Genomic DNA, 17,536 nt, shown 5'->3' with positions numbered 1-17,536 from the left:
CGCCCGATCATCCCGTTCCGCTTGCATGCGCTGATGAATTAACCCGAACAATCCAGGAAAACAAAAAACCCGTCCGGCTTGCGCGGGACGGGTTTTCATAAAAAGGGACCGGCTGCTTAAGCGGCGGCTTCTTCCTCACACAAAGTCAGCTTGGCCGTCCGATGCCCATGCAACTGCGGCATCAAGAGTTCGCTGCGCTCTTCCAGCAGCGCAAACACCTCGTCCTTCGACAACACATACTGTTCCAGCAGCGTATCCTTGAGCGACTCCATCACCAGCTTGTAATCGCGGATCGAGTCGAGGGTGTAGCTGTACAGCGCATCCGCCTTCTCTTCCACCAGGCGCACGGTGTGCTCGCCGCTGGCTTCCTGCCCCAGCTGGCTGTAATCGATCTTCGAGCGCGAATACATCGACAGGCGGCTCACCATCAGGTTCAGCATCTTGGTGATCTTTTCGATGTCGTTCTGGCTGCCGACCGAAATGCCGCGCGCGCCATAGAACATCTCTTCGGCCGCCACGCCGCCATACAGGCCGACCACGTCACGCTCCAGCTCTTCCAGCGTGCGCAGCGACATGTCTTCGCCCGACTGCAGCACGTAACCCAACGCGCCGATCTTCGACACCGCCTCGGTGCTGATCTTCAGCAAGTGCGACTTTTCCTTCACTTCGGCCAGGCTGAGGCCGGCGCGCAGGTAGGGATCGATCTGCATGAAGAAGTGCCCCAGCTCGTGCAGGGCGATGCGCTCGCGCTGCTTGTGCTTCTCGGCCGTCGTCGCGCGGTCGGTCAAGCCGATGGTGGCGCGTTCATAGGCGCGGAACATCAGGTTGGTGTTGATGATGGTCTTTTCCTGGATCGACAGCATGCTGGCGCGCTCGACCACGGTTTCCAGCAGCGCCGGACTCAGGTTCTGGGTGATCTCGGCCACCTGGTCCAGGTTCAGGTCTTCCCAATCGACCAGGCCGTCCTTTTTACGCGCCAGGAAGCTGCGCAGCAGTTCGCGGCGCTCGGCCTTGTTCGGCAAGCGGAAGTTGATCTTCACCGAGAAGCGGCGCAGCATCGCTTCGTCCATCTCGGTCGTGTTGTCGTCGAAGTTCGAGGCGACGATCCAGATCACGCCTTGGCCCTTGTCGCTCTTCACGCCGTCCAGCAGGCCCAGCATGGTGTTGGCGGTATCGTCTTCCCATTTCTTTTCGCTGCGGCCGCGCGGCATGAACAGGCTTTGCGCTTCATCCAGGAAGATGATGCACTTGCCCTTGGCGCAAGCCTTGCGATACAAGGCGTTCAGGGCCTTCGAGCCGCCGCCGACGTAGCCCGACTCCAGCGCCGAGCCCGAAGCCGAGATCATCGGCATGTCGAGGCGCTTGGCCAGGTAGCCCACCAGCTTGGTCTTGCCGGTACCGGCGGGCCCGGTCAGCATCACGTTGAACGGCTTGTCGATATTGTGCGACTGGTATTCCGCGCGGTTGCGGATCATGTCTTCCAGGTGCAGCACTTCCTGCTTGATGTCGTCCATGCCGATCAGGTCGTCCAGGCTGCCTTTCAGCTTGTCCGGGGTGATCATCGACGCGCTCGTGCCCATGCCCGGGATGCCGAATTTCATCACGTACAGGATCATCAGCACCAGGATGATCGGGAATGCATTGCGCTTGAGGAAGTCGCCGGCCTGGTCGAGCATGCTCACGCCCTCGTCCATCACCGCCTTGTGGCTGGCCAGGAAATCATCCTTGGCGATCGAATACGGGATGGCGTTCTTGAGCAGCACTTCGCGCTCGAGCGACAGGTGGGAGGTGCTCGGCACCTTCACCACGTGCAGGTTCGCCGCATCCTTGAATTTGTAGATGTAGCGCGGCGCCTCCGACAGCGGGTTGGCGATCAGGAGGTAATCCAGGCGCGCCTTCTGACCGGCCAGCGACGTGATCTCGGCGATGTTCTGCGAGTGGATCACCGGGCTCGGATCTTGCGGCACATCGGACTTGAAGATCGCCAGCGCCACCAGCATGCCCAGCAGGATGGCGGACAGGATACGGACGTAGACGTTCTTGAAGGCAATCTGAAGTCGGGCGAAGTTGGGCATCTGGTTACTCGTCGAAAGGTGCGTCGTGCAAAAAGTGGGACTGCTGGTGCCGTGTCGCAAAGGCGGCGAGCGCGGCGTCGGCCAGGGCCGAGGGTTTCAGACGTGTTGGTTGGGACGTTGCTGTGATGCCCGAAGGCAAGGGGATAAGGAGACTATACCTTCAAAAAAAACCGCGGTGAATACCCTGCGAACAAAAAAATGCGGAATTTGATGATGATGAAAAAGCTGCTAACGTTTTTGATTATCCGAGTGACAGCAATCATGATGAATATGCCAATCAAACAGCGATTTCTTGCGAAATTCGCATTATCAAACCACCCAATCCAGGCATTATATTGACACCTGAGTTACTGCTGAGCGCAGCTTATTTACCACAGTCAACTTTTGCATTGAGTGAACGCAACATGTTTGCATCTTTCAGCAAAAACATGACTTCTTTCTACAACTCATCGGCTCAATTGCGCGCAGTGAGGCCAGCGGATTTGCTATCCTGATTTGGCAAGATGGCGACCGCGGATGAAGTTTCAACCCATCCAAAGCTTGGTGGCATTTAGCTTGTAAAGAGGAATGGCTATGAAAAGATATGCTTTGACGGCGGCGCTTGCGGTCTTCCTCGGCAATGTAGCCCAAGCCGCCGTTATCGATCTTGTTCCTGGCAATGGCATTCAAGCCATTCCAGCGCCACAACCGGTGCACGACCTGGCAGTCACGGGCCATACGCACATCGTCACCCCACCGTCGCACCTGCCCGAACTGCCCGAGCCGGAGGTGTTCGCGATGATGCTGGTCGGTCTGATCCTGATCGGCTACCGGGCCGGCCGCGACAGCAGCGACAAGTTCAAGTAGACGGCCGACGGTGCCGCCGGCGCCGCGCCACTGCCGGTCAGCACCCGGCCGGATGGCTGCACAAGCCGTGCAGCTTGGTGATCGTGCGCCAGTTGCGCGAGGTCGTGCCGTCGCCCAGCCCCTTGCCGAGGGCCGCTGCGGCGGCGCTGTCGAGCACGCCTTCCGGGCACCAGACATAGGCGGCGCGGCGACCGATCGCCAGCGCCTCGGGCTGCCAGTCCTGGCCGCACAGGCAGGCCGCCATCTCGCGCTGCGGCTCGCCGGTCAGCAGGAAGGCGAACAGGCGCGCATGGTCGTCGGCCAGGTCCAGCAGCGGATTGTCGTCGATGATGTCGGCCAGCTCCTGGCGCTCGAGCACGAACACGCGCGCCGCGACGCCAAGGCGCAGCACCATCGCTTCCTCGATCGCCTCCGCCGCCTGGCTGGACGCCACGTCGGCGTCGAAGATCACATTGCCGCTATTGAGCAGGCTGCGCACGCCGGTATAGCCGAGGCTTTCGACCAGCTTGCGCAGGTCGGCCATGGCAATCCGTTTGGCGCGGCCGACATTTACGCCGCGCAACAAGGCAATGTAACGTTGGCTGGTCATGGGGGCATGGTAACGTGACCCCGGCATTCGGTGCGCGCGTCTTGACGCATATCGCGGCCGGGACAGAGAAACAATTGCCGATGCTTACAGATATTCATCCGCGCCGGTGATAACATCGGCGCAGAATTGAATGGAGGGAATATGAGCGATGACCACACGATGGTCCCCGTGACCCAGGTAACGCCGGGCATGGTGCTCTCGGACGAGCTGCTGGACAATCAAGGCCTGGTACTGCTGGCCAAGGGCGCCGTCCTGGGCGAGGCGACCATCGCCTCGCTGCAGCGTCACCATATCGAGGCGGTGCCGGTGGCGCGCGTCGAGGCGCACCGCGCGCCGGACGAGGGGGCGGTCGTTGCCCGGCTCGACCACCTGTTTCGCAAGCACGATCTCGAGGGCGACGACGACTGGGCCGGCAAGCTGCTGCGCCGTTACGTCGAGGATTACCGCCTGGAACGGCAGGTGGCGCCATGACGGCCACCCCGGCAATCACCTCTGAACAGCTGGTCCAGGGCCTGGAAGACCTGCCCTCGCTGCCTGCCGTCGTGATGGAACTGCTCGGCAGCATCGACCAGGAGGATGTCGACATCTCGGTGCTGGCCAGGAAAGTGTCGGCCGACCAGGCGCTGACGGCGAAGACGCTGCGCCTGGCCAACTCGTCGGCCTTCGGCTTGCAGGTCAAGGCCACCACGATCCAGCAAGCCATGACGTATCTGGGCTTCCAGGCCACGCGCAACCTGATCATGGCGGCGGCGATGACCGGATGTTTCCCGAGCGGACGCTGCCCCAGCTTCGACGACAAGGCCTTCTGGCGCCTGTCGATCGCCACCGCCGCCTGCGCGCGGGTGCTGGCGCGCCATATGCGTTTCAACCAGGACGTGGCGTTCACGGCCGGCCTGCTGCACGGCATTGGGCGGCTGGTGCTGGTGACGCGCTATCCCGAGCAGTACGACGCCGTCCTGCGCGAACGCAAGCGCCGCGATGGCGATCTGCTCGATACCGAACGGGCCATGCTGGGAGTCGACCATTTGCTGGCCGGCGCGGCGCTGGCCGAGCACTGGCAGTTCTCGGGCACCATGCAGCAGGCGATCGCCTTTTATCATGCGCCCGAAACGCCGGGGGCCGGCTTCCTGGCCACCATCGTCCATGTGGCCCATGCGGTGGCCCATGCGCTCGACCTGGCCGGCGACGCGGACGAGCTGGTGCCCGCCGTGTCCAGCGTGGCCTGGACGGCGCTCGGTCTGCCTGAGGAAACATGGCTGCACGTGTTCCGCGAGACGGAACTGCAGTTCGAGGAAATGACAGCCATCCTGATGGCCTAGGCCGCAGGACGGTGCACGATGAATCAATAGGAGCTAGTGCGGCGCCGCTGCTGTAAGATCAGCGTGGCGGCGCCGCAGCCCGCCAATACCGAAGGCATGACAGATGCGGCTGTCATGCCCACGGCATCAGTGCGCATAATTGCCGGAGGTCTTGTTCGACGCTTCGTTAGTTTGCGCGCCCTGGCCTTGTGCCGGCTGGGCTTGTTGCTGGGCGGCAGCGGCCGCGGCTTGTGCAGCTTTCTCTTCTGGCTTCGGGCGGCCCTGGGCGTCCGACAGGCGGTATTTGGTGCGGCGGTCGCCCATCAGGTCGCGCAGGTCGCGGATGCTCATGCCGGTCACTTCGTGCATGCGGATCAGCAGCGAGGCGCCGACCGGCAGGCGGTGGTGGCGGATCTTGCTGATGACCGGCGGCGCCACTTCCAGCATGCGCGACAGGGCGGCGTCGTTTTTCAGCTGCATCTTACCGAGCAGGATGTCCAACAAGTGGTTCGGGTTGTAACTTTCCTGCGAAGATAGAGCGTGATGTTGTTGTGCCATGATAATTACCTCACGAGTTTGGTTAAAATAGTTCCCTTACGAACTTTTGTTAAAGACTACCTTTCGTCAACATAAGTTCCCGGAACTTGTTCAGGGATTAAACAGCGCTAATCTGAACATTCCCTTAAGAATTCCGGCCCACAGTGCTCCATGTTTCTTTCCACATACGCACTTGTCTTTCAAACAAATTATCTGTCGCGTACGCCAGTGCGATGACGAACCCGCGCATGTGACTCCTTGTCGGAAATCAAGCTATCGTGTGGAAAGCTTGTCACGTTTGCATTTCAGCACATGGGGCTCAATTGTGGCGCACGCAAGAGATTTCTTGGATAAATTTTGTAAATCGGAATCCACTCAGAAGTCGTTGATTTACATAGGGAAACACTTCATGACAGCAAAGCTATGTATCACGAATAATAGAGTATGTTCGCTAGCATACATTTAACAATCTGAGCATAAATACAATTACTTTAGGTAAAGAAATTAACCATTCCGCGCAGCATTAAAACAGCCACACCGGTGGCCGACGGGGTCCATGCCGAATTACGGTAAACTGGCTCCCGTCCACGCCTTGTCGATGCCGCGCTCGCCCCCAACTAGCAATTCCATGCAAAAAAAAGTATTTATCAAAACCTTCGGCTGCCAGATGAACGAGTACGACTCGGACAAGATGGTCGACGTCCTTGGCGCCTCCGATGGACTGGTGCGCACCGACACGCCGGAAGACGCGGATGTGATCCTGTTTAATACCTGCTCGATCCGCGAAAAATCGCAAGAAAAAGTGTTCTCCGACTTGGGCCGTATCAAGGAACTCAAGCGCAAGAATCCCGAGCTGGTCATCGGCGTGGGCGGTTGCGTCGCGTCGCAAGAAGGCGACGCCATCGTCAAGCGCGCGCCCTATGTCGATGTGGTGTTCGGCCCGCAGACCCTGCACCGCCTGCCCCAGCTGATCCAGGACCGGCGCCAGTCGGGCAAGTCCCAGGTCGACATCAGCTTCCCCGAGATCGAAAAGTTCGACTTCTTGCCACCAGCCAAGGTTGAAGGTCCGGTCGCCTATGTCTCGATCATGGAAGGCTGCAGCAAGTATTGCAGCTACTGCGTCGTGCCCTATACCCGCGGCGAGGAAGTCTCGCGCCGCTTCGAGGACGTGCTGACCGAAGTCGCCGGCCTCGCGGCCCAGGGTGTGAAGGAAATCATGCTGCTGGGCCAAAACGTGAACGCCTTCCGCGGCGTTATGGAAAGCGGCGACACCGCCGACTTCGCCCTGCTGCTGGAATACATTGCCGAGATTCCCGGCATCGAGCGCCTGCGCTTCGTCACCAGCCACCCGAAGGAATTCAGCCAGCGCCTGATCGACGCCTATGCCAGGATCCCGCAACTGGTGAGCCACCTGTACCTGCCGGTGCAGCATGGCTCGGACCGCGTGCTCAATGCCATGAAGCGCGGCTATACCGGCCTCGAATACAAGTCGATCATCCGCCGCCTGCGCGCGGTGCGCCCGAACATGACGTTCTCGTCCGACTTCATCGTCGGATTCCCGGGCGAGACCGAGGCCGACTTCGAGGCCATGATGAAGCTGGTCGAGGACGTGAATTTCGACAATAGCTTCAGCTTTATCTTCAGCAAGCGTCCCGGCACGCCGGCCGCCAACCTCGAAGACGACACCCCGCACGAGGTCAAGCTGGCGCGCCTGCAGCGCCTGCAAGCCCTGATCGACCTGAACACCCGCAAGCACAGCGCCGCCATGGTCGGCACCGTGCAGCGGGTGCTGGTCGAAGGCGTCGCCAAGAAGGACGCCACCCAATTGCAGGGCCGCGCGGAGAACAACCGCGTGGTTCTGTTCCCGCTGGACTCGACGAATGCCTCGCTGATCGGCCAGTTGGCCGACGTGCGCATCGTCGCCAGCCACGATTACTATTTGCGCGGCGAACTCGTCGCCAACCTCGATACGATAGCCAAAGCCAGTTGAAAACACAGCCAACCCTGCCCTCGTACTTCACTCCCGAGCCGCTCGACAATACGCGGCTCGCCCACCTGTGCGGCCCGCTCGACGAGAACCTGCGCCAGATCTCGGCCGCGCTCGACGTCACGATCTTCCGCCGCGGCGAGAAATTCATCGTCAGCGGCGCCAATGCCGAGCGCGCCGTCGAATTGCTGGAACGCTTCTATGCGGTCGCCAACAAGGTCGTGCCGATCGAAGAGGTGCAACTGGCCCTGGTCGAGCAGCGCGCCGGCCTCAAGCCGCGCGCCACCGATCCCGATGCCGCCCCGGCCGCCAGGGCCGACGCCCCTGAAGAAACCGACGTCGAAGCCGAAGCCGCGCCGGAAAGCCTCGAAAGCCCGCTCCTCAAGACCCGACGCAGCGACCTGCGCGGCCGTACGCCGCACCAGATCCAGTACCTGAACGCGGTGCTGAACCACGACATCAGTTTCGGCATCGGTCCGGCCGGCACCGGCAAGACTTATCTGGCCGTGGCCTGTGCCGTCGACGCCCTCGAGCGCGACGCCGTCAAGCGCATCATCCTGACCCGTCCCGCCGTCGAGGCCGGCGAGCGCCTGGGCTTCCTGCCGGGCGACCTGGCGCAGAAGGTCGATCCCTACCTGCGCCCCCTGTACGACGCGCTGTACGACCTGCTGGGCTTCGACCGTACCCAGAAACTGTTCGAGAAGCAGGTGATCGAGATCGCGCCGCTGGCCTATATGCGCGGGCGCACCCTGAACCACGCGTTCGTGATCCTGGACGAAGCCCAGAACACGACCGTCGAGCAGATGAAGATGTTCCTGACCCGGATCGGCTTCGGCAGCAAGGCCGTCGTCACCGGCGACGTGACGCAGGTCGACCTGCACAAGACCCAGCGCAGCGGCCTGGTGGACGCCATGCACGTGCTGAAGGATGTGCGCGGCATCGCCTTCACCCAGTTCTCGAGCGCCGACGTGGTGCGCCACCCGCTGGTGGCGCGTATCATCGATGCATACGATAAAGATACTTCGGTCCAGGAACTGGCCGCCCTCCCCAAACCGACCCCGGTGAAAAATGCAAGAAAAAAAACATCCACTTGAACTGGAAGTTCAGTTCGCCGATCACCGCCTCGAAGGCGAGATCACCGAAGCCAAGCTGCAGCGCTGGGTCGAGGCGGCCCTGCTCGGCCCGGCCGAGCTGACCATCCGCTTCGTCGATGCCGAGGAAGGCCAGGCCCTGAACAAGGCCTACCGCGGCAAGGACTACGCCACCAACGTGCTCACCTTCGCCTACAACGAAGAAGAGGAGCTGGGCGAGGACGACCCGACCCAGGCCGACATCGTGCTGTGCACCGACGTGCTGCAGCGCGAGGCCGAGGAGCAAAAGAAAACGGTCGAGGAACATGCGGCCCACCTGGTCGTGCACGGCGTGCTGCACGCCCAGGGCTGGGACCACGAAAACGACGATGACGCCGAAGAAATGGAGCAGTTCGAGCGCGACATCATGGAGGTGCTGGGCTTCCCGGATCCATACGCTGATTGATGCAGGCAGTCGGGTGCGCACTCGTGTAAATACTGGGCGCACCCCTATTTGGTGTATCCTACACCCCATTGCAACAACGGCTTCCCGCCAACTATGCCCGAGTATCCCAGTGACGTCCGACCGGACGCCAAACCCCACAGGTCACTGCTGGAGCGGCTGACCGCCTTCATCTCCCCCGAGCCCGAAAATCGCGCAGAGCTCCTCGAAGTGCTGCACGATGCCCACGAACGCAACCTCCTCGACGCCGATGCGCTGTCGATGATCGAGGGCGTGTTCCAGGTGTCCGACCTGTCGGCGCGCGACATCATGGTTCCCCGTTCCCAGATGGACGTGATCGACATCACGAAACCGATCGAGGAATGGATGCCTTACGTGCTCGAAACCGCCCACTCGCGCTTCCCCGCCATCGAAGGCGAGCGCGACAAGGTGGTCGGCATTCTGCTGGCCAAGGATTTGTTGCGTTATTACGCCGAAGAATCTTTCGACGTGCGCACCAAATTGCGCCCGGCGGTCTTCATTCCCGAATCGAAGCGCCTGAACGTGCTGCTGCGCGATTTCCGCGCCAACCACAACCACATGGCGATCGTGGTCGACGAGTATTCCGGCGTGGCCGGCCTGATCACGATCGAGGACGTGCTCGAGCAGATCGTCGGCGACATCGAGGACGAATACGACTTCGACGAAGAAGAAGACAACATCATCTCGATCCGCGAAGGCCAGCACGGCCCGCGCTGGCGCATCAAGGCGCTGACCGAGATCGAGCAATTCAACGAGGAGCTCGGCACCGAACTGCCGGACGATGAGGTCGACACCATCGGCGGCCTGATCGCCAGCCACCTGGGCCACATGCCGCACAAGGGCGAAGTGGTCGACCTGCACGGCCTGCGCTTCGAGGTGCTGCGCGCCGACGCACGCCAGATCCACGTCCTGCTGGTCGAACGGTTGCCATCGCTGGAAGACGAACGCGACTGATGCTGCGCCGCCGGACCCAGCCTTTGACCGCGGCGGAACTGGCCGAACGCGCGGCGCTGCGCGGCAGCAAGCCTTCGCTTCTGCTGCTGCTCACCGCCGCGCTGGCCGGCGGTTCATCCATCCTGTCGTTCCAGCCCTTCGGCTGGTGGCCGCTGCAATTCCTGTCGCTGGCCTGGCTGTTCTACCAGGTCGGCATGGGCAATTCGGTCAAGCGCGCGACCCTGATCGGCTGGGCCTTCGGCTTCGGCTGGTCGGTCGCCGGCATGCACTGGCTGTCCGTCCTCATGACCCGTTTCGCCCACCTGCCGGTGCTGCTGGCGGTGGTGGCGATCGTCCTGCTCGGCCTGTACATGGGCCTGTTCGCCGCCTTCACCGCCGGCGTGGCGAGCTGGCTGCGCAAGCGCTGGTCGCTGCCGGTGGCCGCCTTCCTGCTGCTGGTGCTGCCGACCTTGTGGGGCGTGTCCGAATGGCTGCGCGGCTGGGTGTTCACGGGTTTCCCCTGGGCCTCGTCGGGCTATGCCCACGACCTGGCGCCGCTGGCCGGCTTCGCGCCGCTGATCGGCGTGTACGGCCTCGGCATCCTGGTCGGCGTCGGCGCCGGCTGCATCGCGATGCTGACCCAGCGCGCGCGCTGGCCGGCGATCGGCCTGCTGGCCGGCCTGCTGCTGGCGGGCGCCGGCCTGCGCACGGTCGAATGGACGCAGGAGACCGGCCAGCCGATCAGCGTGCGTCTACTGCAAGGCAATATCCCGCAAGACAGGAAGTTCGATATGGAATTCCTGACCAGCATCGTGACGCGCTACCAGGCGATGATCACGGCGGCCCCGGCCGACCTGATCGCGACGCCGGAAACCGCCCTGCCCGTGTTTCCGCACAATCTGCCGGACGGCTACCTGGACGGCCTGCAGCGCTATGCCACGAGCACCGGCAGCACGCTGGCGATCGGCATGCCGCTGTTCGACGGCCCGGAACAATACGGCAACAGCCTGATCGCGATGGGCCCCGAGCCACGGCCCTATCGCTACGACAAGGCGCACCTGGTGCCGTTCGGCGAATTCATCCCGCCGGGCTTCCGCTGGTTCACCGACATCCTGAACATCCCGCTGAGCGACGCCACCCGCGGCGCCGCGCTGCAGGCTCCGTTCCAGGTCAAGGACCAGTGGGTGCTGCCGAATATCTGCTACGAAGACGTGTTCGGCGAAGAGATCGCCTACCAGCTGCGCAACGCGCAGCACCCGGCGACCCTGCTGCTGAACGTGTCGAACCTGTCGTGGTACGGCCAGTCGGTGGCCATCCCGCAGCACCTGCAGATCTCGCGCATGCGCACCCTGGAAACGGGCCGTCCGATGCTGCGCTCGACCAACGACGGCGCCACCGCCGTGATCGACCACCGCGGCAACATCACGCAAGTGCTGCCCTTCTATACCGACGGCGTCCTGAGCGCGACCGTGCGCGGCGCGCGCGGCATGACGCCGTTCATCCGCCTCGGCAATGCCGCCTTCCTGACGCTGGGCGGCTTGATGCTGCTCGGTGCGTGGTTCGCGGGCCGCCGCTACCGCCAAAAGTCCGCAACGTCGTAGGGTGGAAGGCTCCGCCTTCCACGCGTCGATTGTTATCGTTTCCTGATCGTGCCAGATGATTTTGCAGCCAACTATCACCGCGTGGACGGCGAAGCCGTCCACCCTACGTGAAATCGCCCCCCAGAGGGGCGCAAAAATTCAGTAGAATTAGTCATTTGGCAAACATACCGTGTTCGCGGCCCACCAGCCCCGTCCCATTCGAGATGCTCACATTCCAACAAATCATCCTTACCCTGCAGTCCTACTGGGACAAGCAGGGCTGCGCACTGCTCCAGCCCTACGACATGGAAGTCGGCGCGGGCACCTTCCACACCGGCACCTTCCTGCGTGCGATCGGCCCGGAGCCGTGGCGCGCCGCCTATGTGCAGCCGTCGCGCCGCCCGAAGGATGGCCGCTATGGCGAGAATCCGAACCGCCTGCAGCATTACTACCAGTACCAGGTGGCCCTGAAGCCGGCGCCCGAGAACATCCTCGACCTGTACCTCGGTTCGCTCGAGGCGCTGGGCCTGGACCTGAAGAAGAATGACGTGCGCTTCGTCGAGGACGACTGGGAAAGCCCGACCCTGGGCGCCTGGGGCCTCGGCTGGGAAGTCTGGCTGAACGGCATGGAAGTCACCCAGTTCACCTATTTCCAGCAGGTCGGCGGCCTCGATTGCAAGCCGGTGCTGGGCGAGATCACCTATGGCATCGAGCGCCTGGCCATGTACCTGCAGGGCGTCGAGAACGTGTACGACCTGGTGTGGACCGAGTGGGAAGAAAACGGCGTCAAGAAGACCCTGAGCTACGGCGACGTGTTCCACCAGAACGAGGTCGAACAATCGACCTACAACTTCGAGCATTCGAACACCGAGATCCTGTTCCAGGCTTTCAATAACCACGAATCCGAAGCCAAGCGCCTGGTCGAGCTGCAACTGACCCTGCCGGCCTACGAGCAGATCATGAAGGCCTCGCACAGCTTCAACCTGCTGGACGCGCGCGGCGCGATCTCGGTGACCGAGCGCGCCGCCTACATCGGCCGCGTGCGCACCCTGTCGCGCCTGGTGGCGCAAGCCTATTACGATTCGCGCGAAAAATTGGGCTTCCCCATGGCGCCCAAGGCCGAACAAGCAGCTTGAAAAGAACAGAACAGACCATGAACCAAACACTCCTCGTCGAACTGCAGACCGAAGAACTGCCGCCGAAGGCGCTCGTCAAGCTGGGCGCGGCCTTTGCGACCGGCATCGCCAATGGCCTGAAGGCGCGCGACTTCCTGGAAGCCGACAGCACCATCACCACCCACGCCACTCCGCGCCGCCTGGCCGTGTCCATCACCAATGTGCGCGGCACCTCGCCCGACAAATCGATCCGCGAGAAGGTGCTGCCTGTCTCCGTGGCCCTCGACAAGGAAGGCAATCCGAGCGCGCCGTTGGCCAAGAAACTGGCCGCGCTGGGCTTCCCCGACCTCACCGTCGACCAGCTCGAACGCGCCCAGGACGGCAAGGCCGAGAGCTTCTTCTACACCTATCCGGCCGCCGGCAGCCTGCTGGCAGGCGCCGTGCAGGACGTGCTGGCCGAGACGGTGGCCAAGCTGCCGATCCCGAAGGTCATGAGCTACCAGCGCCCGAGCGGCGACACCGTGCAGTTCGTGCGCCCGGTGCACCTCTTGATCGCGCTGCATGGCGAGCAGGTGCTGCCGCTGTCCCTGCTGGGCCTCGCCGCCGGCCGCACCACGATGGGCCACCGCTTCCTGTCGCACGGCGGCCCGATCGCGATCGACCATGCCGACAACTACGCCCGAGTGCTGGAAGCCGAAGGCAAGGTCCTCTCGTCCGCCGAAGCGCGCAAGGAAAGCATCCGCGCCCAGCTGCTCGAGAAAGCCGGCGCCGACCAGGTCCTGATGCCCGAGTCGCTGCTGGACGAAGTGGCGGCCCTGGTCGAATGGCCGGTGGTCTATGAATGCCGCTTCGAGGAAGAATTCCTGGCCGTGCCGCAGGAATGCCTGATCCTCACCATGCAGACCAACCAGAAATACTTCGCGCTGACCGACGCCGAAGGCAAGCTGCGTTCGCGCTTCCTGATCGTGTCGAACATCGCGACCGATGACCCGACCGCCATCGTCGGCGGCAACGAGCGCGTGGTGCGCCCGCGCCTGTCGGACGCCAAGTTCTTCTTCGAGCAGGACAAAAAGAAAACGCTGGAGTCGCGCCTGCCGCAACTGGCCAGCGTGGTCTACCACAACAAGCTGGGCTCGCAGGCCGAGCGCAGCGAGCGTGTCACCAAGCTGGCGACCTATATCGCCACCCGCCTGGGCTTCGACGCGGCGCTGGCCGAGCGCGGCGCGCGCCTGTCCAAGGCCGACCTGCTCACCGACATGGTCGGCGAGTTCCCGGAGCTGCAGGGCATCATGGGCACGTACTACGCGCGCCACGACGGCGAGCATGACGACGTCGCGCGCGCGGCGTCCGAACACTATCAACCGCGTTTCGCCGGCGACGCCCTGCCAGCGACCAATACCGGCCTCGCGGTGGCCCTGGCCGACAAGCTGGAAACCCTGGTCGGCATCTGGGCCATCGGCCTGCAGCCGACCGGCGAGAAGGATCCGTTCGCGCTGCGCCGCCACGCGCTGGGCATCATGCGCATGCTGGTCGAGAAGCGCCTGCCGCTGTCGATCGCCGACATGCTGGCCGACGCGATGACCACCTTCGCCGACGAGCCGGCGCGCTTTGAATCGCTGCGCGACCCGCGCGCGGAAGTCACCGTCTTCATGCTCGACCGCCTGCGCGGCATGCTGCGCGAGCGCGGCTTCTCGCCGAACGAGGTCGAGGCGGTGCTGGCCCAGGACCCGGACCGCGTCGACGACGTGGTGCAGCGCCTGGAAGCGGTGCAGGCCTTCGCGGCGCTGCCCGAGGCGGCCTCGCTGGCCGCCGCCAACAAGCGCATCACCAACATCCTCAAGAAGAACGAGGAAGCGATGCCGAAGGACGCCGCGGTCGACCCAGCCCTGCTGCAGGACCAGGCCGAGAAGGACCTGGCGGCCGCCGTCGCCCGCGTGCAGCCCGAAGTCGACGCGGCCTTCGCCGCGGGCGATTTTGCCGGCACGCTCAAGACCCTGGCCCAGCTGCGCGACCAGGTCGACGCCTTCTTCAACGACGTGATGGTGATGGCCGACGACGTCAAGCTGCGCAACAACCGCCTGGCCCTGCTGGCGTCGCTGCACGGCATGATGAACCGCGTGGCCGACATCTCGAAGCTGGCGGCATAAGATGGGCAAGGAGCGCGACAAGGAAGAGCGGGCGATGAAGCTCATCATCCTCGACCGGGATGGCGTGATCAACCACGATTCGCCGGACTTCATCAAGTCGCCGGCCGAATGGATCCCGATTCCCGGCTCGCTCGAAGCGATCGCCCGCCTGAACCAGGCGGGCTACCGGGTGGTCGTCGCGACCAACCAGTCGGGCATCGCGCGCGGCCTGTTCGACATCGCGACCCTGAACGCCATCCACGCCAAGCTGCATGCGGCGGCCCAGCTGGTGGGCGCCGACATCGATGCCATCTTCTTCTGCCCGCACGCGGCGATCGACGGCTGCGACTGCCGCAAGCCCAAGTCGGGCATGTTCGAAGAGATCGGCAAGCGGTTCAAGGTCAATCTCAAGGGCGTGCCCACCGTGGGCGACTCGCTGCGCGACCTGCAGGCGGGCTTCAACCGCGGCTGCACGCCCTACCTGGTGCTGACCGGGAAGGGCGAGAAGACCGAGGCCACCGGCGGCCTGCCGCCCGGCACCCAGGTGTTCCCGGACCTGGCGGCGATGGTGACCGCCTTCCTCAAGCCGGGATCTCCGTCGAGCGCCGCCTCTGGCACAACCGGCGCGCAGCCTGCATAATCAATAAAAAATTCGCAGTCCAGTCCAGAACCAGATCGATTTGTCCGGAGCCCCTTTGCGTAACTTCAGTTTGTTCCTGCGTTCCCTGCTGTTCACGATCGTCATGATCGTCGCCACCGTCATCTGGGCCTCCCTCTGCTTCCTGGCAGCGCCGCTGTCGTACAACAAGCGCTTCTGGTTCACCTCGCGCTGGAACGTCTTCATCATCTGGTGCGCGCGCGTCATCTGCGGCATCCGCTACGAATTCAAGGGCTACGAGAACCTGCCCGACGCGCCGGCCATCGTGCTCTCGAAGCACCAGTCGGCATGGGAAACGATCTTCCTGCTGCCCAATCTCACGCGGCCGCTGGTCTACGTCTTCAAGAAGGAAATCCTGTACATCCCCTTCTTCGGCTGGGCCATGGGCTTGCTGCGCATGATCCCGATCGACCGCAAGCAGGGCAAGAACGCCTTCAGTTCGGTCGTGCGCCACGGGAAGCGCCGCCTGGCCGACGGCCAGTGGATCATCATGTTCCCCGAAGGCACCCGCATCCCGGTCGGCCAGAAGGGCAAGTACAAGAGCGGCGGCACACGCCTGGCTGTGGAAACCCAAGCGGTCGTGGTGCCGATCGCGCATAATTCGGGCGAGTGCTGGCCCAAGAATTCATTCATCAAACGGCCCGGATTGATCACGGTCTCGATCGGCAAGCCGATCTCGCCCGAAGGCCATACCCCCGACAGCCTGATGCAAGAGGTAGAAAATTGGATAGAATCCGAAATGCGCGTCATTTCGCCCCACGCCTACAAAGGTGGTTGAGCGACGTCAGCGCCCAGATTCGTGAGTCGAGGCCTCAGACTATGGCCTCGGCGAAGGTCGACGGGCATCAGCTGGAGTTGTTCGCGCAAGAATTCTTTGCGGCGCTGAAGCCTTCCGACAAGCCTGCGCCGCCCGCGCAGCCGCTGTTCAAGGCGCCGCCGGCGCCGCCCCGCATCAAGCTCCCCTCGCCGCCCGTCGGCCCGCAAGACCCTCCCCTGAAACGCATCGTCCTCGGCCACCACACCATCGAGTATGCCTTGCGCCGCTCGTCGCGGCGCTCGATCGGCTTCACCATCGACGACGACGGCCTGCGCGTGACGGCGCCGCGCCGCGTGACGCTCGAAGAGATCGACAACGCGCTGCGCGCCAAGCAGCGCTGGATCGTCACCAAGCTGCTCGAACGGGGAGAACGGCGCGACCAGCGCCAGCAACGGCTGCCTGTCGAATGGAAGGATGGCGCGCGCCTGCCCTACCTGGGCGGCGACATCGTGCTGCGCCTCGAGGAAGCGGAGCGCAGCCACTGCCGGTTCGACGCCGCCAACAACGAGCTGTGGATCGGCGTGGTGCCGGGGCTGTCCGAATGGCAGCTCAAGGAACGAGTGAAGATCTGGTTCCAGGCCGAGGCCAAGCGCCTGTTCCGCGAGCGCCTCGATCACTATGCGCCGCAGCTGGGCGTGAGCTACAACAGCTTCACGCTGTCGTCGGCCGGCTCGCGCTGGGGCTCGTGCACGGTGGGCGGCAGCATTCGCCTCAACTGGCGCCTGATCCATTATCCGCCAGCGCTGATCGACTACGTGGTGGCGCACGAACTGGCCCACCTGCGCGAGATGAACCACAGCCCGGCGTTCTGGGCCACGGTGGGCGAGGTGTATCCGGATTACGACGGCGCGCGCCTGGCATTGCGCAAGCGTTCGCACGAGATGCCGGCGTTGTTCGAGTAGGGTGGACGGGTCCCCCGTCCACGCGTCCAACACTGCCCGCAGGCCGGGAAAAAATCAGCGCAAAGCCAGCTCGTGCCGCGCCGCCGCCAGCTCGCGCATGGCGGCCACCTGTCCCTCGGACAGGCAACGGAATGGAATCGGCAGGGTGCCGCGCTTGAGCACCATCATGAAGCCGCGCGAATAGGTGCGCACGGCGGCCACGTCTTCCCAGCCGATCAGGGTCACGCCGCCGCTGGTGCGTACGATGCCGTGTTCGTCGATGGTGAACTCATAGGTGCGGCGCCCGCGTCCGAGCAGGACGAAGTTCAGGGCCGCGCTGAAGGTGCTTCTCAGGCGCAGGAGCAGGCTGGCCGGCCAGCGCACGCGCCGGCGGCGGATCAGGAAGCCGCCATGCTGCCACATGAAACTGGTGTACTCGCGCAGCGAATAGCGCACGAAAAAGTGCAGCGCATCCAGCGGCGGGAGCGCAACGCCAGCGGGTGGCGATGCCGGGACTTCGGTCGGTGCTGCGGTCATGAT

General features: G+C 63.4%; 17 protein-coding genes. 13 read left to right on the top strand and 4 right to left on the bottom strand.

Annotation, left to right across the window (positions count from 1 at the left end):
* Nucleotides 1-116 precede the first annotated feature (116 nt).
* Nucleotides 117-2,075, bottom strand: coding sequence for an AAA family ATPase (locus tag LO55_RS10505; protein ID WP_071361413.1), 1,959 nt, complete (start codon nucleotides 2,073-2,075; stop codon nucleotides 117-119).
* A 573-nt stretch (nucleotides 2,076-2,648) separates the two neighbouring features.
* Here LO55_RS10505 and LO55_RS10500 point away from each other — a divergent pair.
* Nucleotides 2,649-2,921, top strand: coding sequence for a hypothetical protein (locus LO55_RS10500; RefSeq protein ID WP_005665352.1), 273 nt, complete (start codon nucleotides 2,649-2,651; stop codon nucleotides 2,919-2,921).
* Between the two features lie 37 nt (nucleotides 2,922-2,958).
* On the opposite strand, the gene LO55_RS10495 is transcribed toward LO55_RS10500, so the two are convergent.
* The gene (locus tag LO55_RS10495) at nucleotides 2,959-3,510 is read right to left on the bottom strand and encodes a DUF1697 domain-containing protein (RefSeq protein ID WP_005665351.1); all 552 of its coding nucleotides are present in this window, start codon (nucleotides 3,508-3,510) and stop codon (nucleotides 2,959-2,961) included.
* A 141-nt stretch (nucleotides 3,511-3,651) separates the two neighbouring features.
* Between LO55_RS10495 and LO55_RS10490 the strand changes: the two genes are divergently transcribed.
* Nucleotides 3,652-3,981 (top strand): hypothetical protein, encoded by a 330-nt coding sequence (locus LO55_RS10490; protein WP_005665349.1) that lies wholly within the window; start codon nucleotides 3,652-3,654, stop codon nucleotides 3,979-3,981.
* A complete protein-coding gene (locus LO55_RS10485) occupies nucleotides 3,978-4,829 on the top strand; it encodes an HDOD domain-containing protein (RefSeq protein ID WP_005665348.1) in 852 nt (283 codons plus the stop codon). The genes LO55_RS10490 and LO55_RS10485 overlap by 4 nt, the downstream gene beginning before the upstream one ends.
* Before the next feature lie 126 nt (nucleotides 4,830-4,955).
* Here the strand turns inward: LO55_RS10485 and LO55_RS10480 are convergent, their stop codons facing one another.
* Complete coding sequence (locus LO55_RS10480) at nucleotides 4,956-5,366, bottom strand: hypothetical protein (protein ID WP_005665347.1); 411 nt, start codon at nucleotides 5,364-5,366, stop codon at nucleotides 4,956-4,958.
* 607 nt (nucleotides 5,367-5,973) lie between these two features.
* Between LO55_RS10480 and miaB the strand changes: the two genes are divergently transcribed.
* The 10 genes from miaB (at nucleotide 5,974) to LO55_RS10430 (ending at nucleotide 17,017) form a co-directional block, all read left to right on the top strand.
* Nucleotides 5,974-7,335 (top strand): tRNA (N6-isopentenyl adenosine(37)-C2)-methylthiotransferase MiaB, encoded by a 1,362-nt coding sequence (gene miaB, locus LO55_RS10475; RefSeq protein ID WP_071361412.1) that lies wholly within the window; start codon nucleotides 5,974-5,976, stop codon nucleotides 7,333-7,335.
* Complete coding sequence (locus LO55_RS10470; RefSeq protein WP_071361411.1) at nucleotides 7,332-8,426, top strand: PhoH family protein; 1,095 nt, start codon at nucleotides 7,332-7,334, stop codon at nucleotides 8,424-8,426. The genes miaB and LO55_RS10470 overlap by 4 nt, the downstream gene beginning before the upstream one ends.
* On the top strand, nucleotides 8,401-8,868 hold the full coding sequence (gene ybeY / locus LO55_RS10465) for an rRNA maturation RNase YbeY (protein WP_071361410.1): 468 nt from the start codon (nucleotides 8,401-8,403) through the stop codon (nucleotides 8,866-8,868). The genes LO55_RS10470 and ybeY overlap by 26 nt, the downstream gene beginning before the upstream one ends.
* 93 nt (nucleotides 8,869-8,961) lie before the next feature.
* Nucleotides 8,962-9,840, top strand: coding sequence for a CorC family transporter (locus LO55_RS10460; protein WP_005665342.1), 879 nt, complete (start codon nucleotides 8,962-8,964; stop codon nucleotides 9,838-9,840).
* A complete protein-coding gene (gene lnt / locus LO55_RS10455; protein WP_071361409.1) occupies nucleotides 9,840-11,420 on the top strand; it encodes an apolipoprotein N-acyltransferase in 1,581 nt (526 codons plus the stop codon). Before LO55_RS10460 ends, lnt begins: the two co-directional genes overlap by 1 nt.
* Before the next feature lie 203 nt (nucleotides 11,421-11,623).
* Nucleotides 11,624-12,535: a glycine--tRNA ligase subunit alpha gene (glyQ, locus tag LO55_RS10450; protein ID WP_071361408.1), complete on the top strand. Its 912-nt coding sequence runs from the start codon at nucleotides 11,624-11,626 to the stop codon at nucleotides 12,533-12,535.
* A 17-nt stretch (nucleotides 12,536-12,552) separates the two neighbouring features.
* Entirely contained in the window at nucleotides 12,553-14,661 is a 2,109-nt protein-coding gene (gene glyS / locus LO55_RS10445; RefSeq protein ID WP_071361407.1) for a glycine--tRNA ligase subunit beta, read from the top strand.
* Nucleotides 14,662-14,695: 34 nt separating this feature from the next.
* On the top strand, nucleotides 14,696-15,280 hold the full coding sequence (gmhB, locus tag LO55_RS10440) for a D-glycero-beta-D-manno-heptose 1,7-bisphosphate 7-phosphatase (protein WP_071363756.1): 585 nt from the start codon (nucleotides 14,696-14,698) through the stop codon (nucleotides 15,278-15,280).
* A gap of 55 nt (nucleotides 15,281-15,335) precedes the next feature.
* Entirely contained in the window at nucleotides 15,336-16,076 is a 741-nt protein-coding gene (locus tag LO55_RS10435; RefSeq protein ID WP_071361406.1) for a lysophospholipid acyltransferase family protein, read from the top strand.
* A 41-nt stretch (nucleotides 16,077-16,117) separates the two neighbouring features.
* Complete coding sequence (locus tag LO55_RS10430; protein ID WP_071361405.1) at nucleotides 16,118-17,017, top strand: M48 family metallopeptidase; 900 nt, start codon at nucleotides 16,118-16,120, stop codon at nucleotides 17,015-17,017.
* A gap of 54 nt (nucleotides 17,018-17,071) precedes the next feature.
* Here the strand turns inward: LO55_RS10430 and LO55_RS10425 are convergent, their stop codons facing one another.
* Nucleotides 17,072-17,533: a YcxB family protein gene (locus tag LO55_RS10425; RefSeq protein WP_143054497.1), complete on the bottom strand. Its 462-nt coding sequence runs from the start codon at nucleotides 17,531-17,533 to the stop codon at nucleotides 17,072-17,074.
* Between the last annotated feature and the right edge of the window lie 3 nt (nucleotides 17,534-17,536).

Origin of the sequence: Massilia timonae (assembly GCF_001866515.1) — a bacterium.
In the GTDB taxonomy this organism is placed as follows: domain Bacteria; phylum Pseudomonadota; class Gammaproteobacteria; order Burkholderiales; family Burkholderiaceae_D; genus Telluria; species Telluria timonae.
This window is presented reverse-complemented; position numbering and strand designations above follow the sequence as displayed.

Bases quoted from the DNA above. Each gene is read 5' to 3' on its own strand.
- LO55_RS10480 (WP_005665347.1), bottom strand. From the start codon at position 5,366: ATGGCACAACAACATCACGCTCTATCTTCGCAGGAAAGTTACAACCCG.
- LO55_RS10490 (WP_005665349.1), top strand. From the start codon at position 3,652: ATGAGCGATGACCACACGATGGTCCCCGTGACCCAGGTAACGCCGGGC.
- miaB (WP_071361412.1), top strand. From the start codon at position 5,974: ATGCAAAAAAAAGTATTTATCAAAACCTTCGGCTGCCAGATGAACGAG.
- LO55_RS10425 (WP_143054497.1), bottom strand. From the start codon at position 17,533: ATGACCGCAGCACCGACCGAAGTCCCGGCATCGCCACCCGCTGGCGTT.
- LO55_RS10485 (WP_005665348.1), top strand. From the start codon at position 3,978: ATGACGGCCACCCCGGCAATCACCTCTGAACAGCTGGTCCAGGGCCTG.
- LO55_RS10495 (WP_005665351.1), bottom strand. From the start codon at position 3,510: ATGACCAGCCAACGTTACATTGCCTTGTTGCGCGGCGTAAATGTCGGC.
- glyQ (WP_071361408.1), top strand. From the start codon at position 11,624: ATGCTCACATTCCAACAAATCATCCTTACCCTGCAGTCCTACTGGGAC.
- LO55_RS10500 (WP_005665352.1), top strand. From the start codon at position 2,649: ATGAAAAGATATGCTTTGACGGCGGCGCTTGCGGTCTTCCTCGGCAAT.
- gmhB (WP_071363756.1), top strand. From the start codon at position 14,696: ATGAAGCTCATCATCCTCGACCGGGATGGCGTGATCAACCACGATTCG.
- glyS (WP_071361407.1), top strand. From the start codon at position 12,553: ATGAACCAAACACTCCTCGTCGAACTGCAGACCGAAGAACTGCCGCCG.
- LO55_RS10460 (WP_005665342.1), top strand. From the start codon at position 8,962: ATGCCCGAGTATCCCAGTGACGTCCGACCGGACGCCAAACCCCACAGG.
- LO55_RS10430 (WP_071361405.1), top strand. From the start codon at position 16,118: ATGGCCTCGGCGAAGGTCGACGGGCATCAGCTGGAGTTGTTCGCGCAA.
- LO55_RS10505 (WP_071361413.1), bottom strand. From the start codon at position 2,075: ATGCCCAACTTCGCCCGACTTCAGATTGCCTTCAAGAACGTCTACGTC.
- ybeY (WP_071361410.1), top strand. From the start codon at position 8,401: ATGCAAGAAAAAAAACATCCACTTGAACTGGAAGTTCAGTTCGCCGAT.
- lnt (WP_071361409.1), top strand. From the start codon at position 9,840: ATGCTGCGCCGCCGGACCCAGCCTTTGACCGCGGCGGAACTGGCCGAA.